The organism is Paenibacillus marchantiophytorum, from assembly GCF_014640555.1.
GTDB lineage: Bacteria > Bacillota > Bacilli > Paenibacillales > NBRC-103111 > Paenibacillus_E > Paenibacillus_E marchantiophytorum.
This window is the reverse complement of record NZ_BMHE01000118.1, coordinates 1-1,409: the sequence shown is the minus strand read 5'-3', so window position 1 is coordinate 1,409 and position 1,409 is coordinate 1. Positions and strand designations below refer to the sequence as shown.

The 1,409-nt window shown below is 49.5% G+C and carries 1 protein-coding gene and 1 pseudogene; both read left to right on the top strand.

Annotated elements, in window-relative coordinates:
- Nucleotides 1-1,072: pseudogene (locus IEY34_RS36110) on the top strand (hypothetical protein); the annotation flags it as partial.
- A 58-nt stretch (nt 1,073-1,130) separates the two neighbouring features.
- The coding region (locus tag IEY34_RS36105) for a hypothetical protein (protein ID WP_189021011.1) at nt 1,131-1,409 on the top strand (279 nt) is incomplete at its 3' end.

The window sequence follows — 1,409 nt, the reverse complement described above, 5'->3', positions numbered from 1 at the left end:
CTGCGCGACAAAGGGGATCGATGTCAACGTCGTGGGGCGCGTTTCCGATTTTCGGATAGGAGATATCGGTGATTTGCGGTACGAGTCCGTGTTTAGAACGGCACCCGGCTCACTGAATCATACAACGAATGCTTATTATTCAGGTGGAAGAGATAAAGACGGAATACCAACGAACATGTTTGGACAAAACGCATGGCTCACGCCGATACGCCCAGGCTCCTATCCTGGACAAGTCGCCACTGTGCCCCATAACGGTTACTCGTTCCAGTTTGATTTCAAAACAATCGGCAACTACTGGGATAAAGGGGAAGGGATGCGGATTGATCCCACGTTCTGGTTTGTACCACGCAGCGGTGGCAGTAGCGTGCCTGTGGATCTTTATTATGATGCGTCAGGAGCCAGCAATAAAATGATCCGCGTCGGTTCTGTGGTAGACAAGCAGATCTACTCCCGTGTCTATCGGCTGCCGGACCCGCTAAGGAATATCAGTGATACGGATATCCAAAACGCCGCGAGCTACGAGTATACGAATATCTTAACTTCAAGTCAGCAGTCGCAAACGCCGTGGTCCAAGTTTTACACCCAGTTCTTGAGCCGCAAAATTACGACAGCTACGGGTTATGATATTGAAATTCTGCCGTACAAGTCGCGGACGATTGTGGGCCCGCCAAGAGTAGTTCCACCTGTAGTCGATCCGACCGTTGCCCTTCGCAGCGTGCAGCATTGGTATGGGGAGTATAACCTTCCGATTGCGCCCCACATTTTGCCGAAAGGGACGGATGTTCTAGCGCTTGCCAATCGCTACGGAGGCTCTTTGGATGGACATGAATCGGAGTTTCTCACGAAGGGCTATATCGTGGTTAACTTTGGCATCTATGCGCTCAAGCATAACGATCAAGAAACAAGAATTCTAGGCTACAATTCTCCGAATGCCAACATGTGGGCGATTGAAGGGCAGATTGCCTCCGATCAAGACTACTTGGGCCATACGTTTCAATTTCGCAGCGGCGACATTATCCTGTTTGAATCGGACTTCTCGGTTCGCAATGATTTTCAAGGCCAAGGTCATTAAAGCGGAGGAGGGGACCTTGAGCTCCCTTTCATCAAGCGGCAAAGGAGGTCAGGCATAAATGGCATCGGATCAGGTACTCTTTAATGAAGACCGCATGCGGAAGCTAATGAAAGATATCCAAGACATCGAGGATCATGCCAACTATCTCCGAAATGCGACGAATGGATTTGTGAATCAGCTGGATAGTCAGTTGCTGTCGCAGATCGGTTCGGATACCGCGCAAGTCCAAGCGTTAATCAATAAACTGACCAGCAAAGCCGAGGGCATGAGTGGATTTTTGGACTTTACGATAAAAAAGGTCAAGGAAACCGAACAAGCCAACATCAAGGATGCCCAG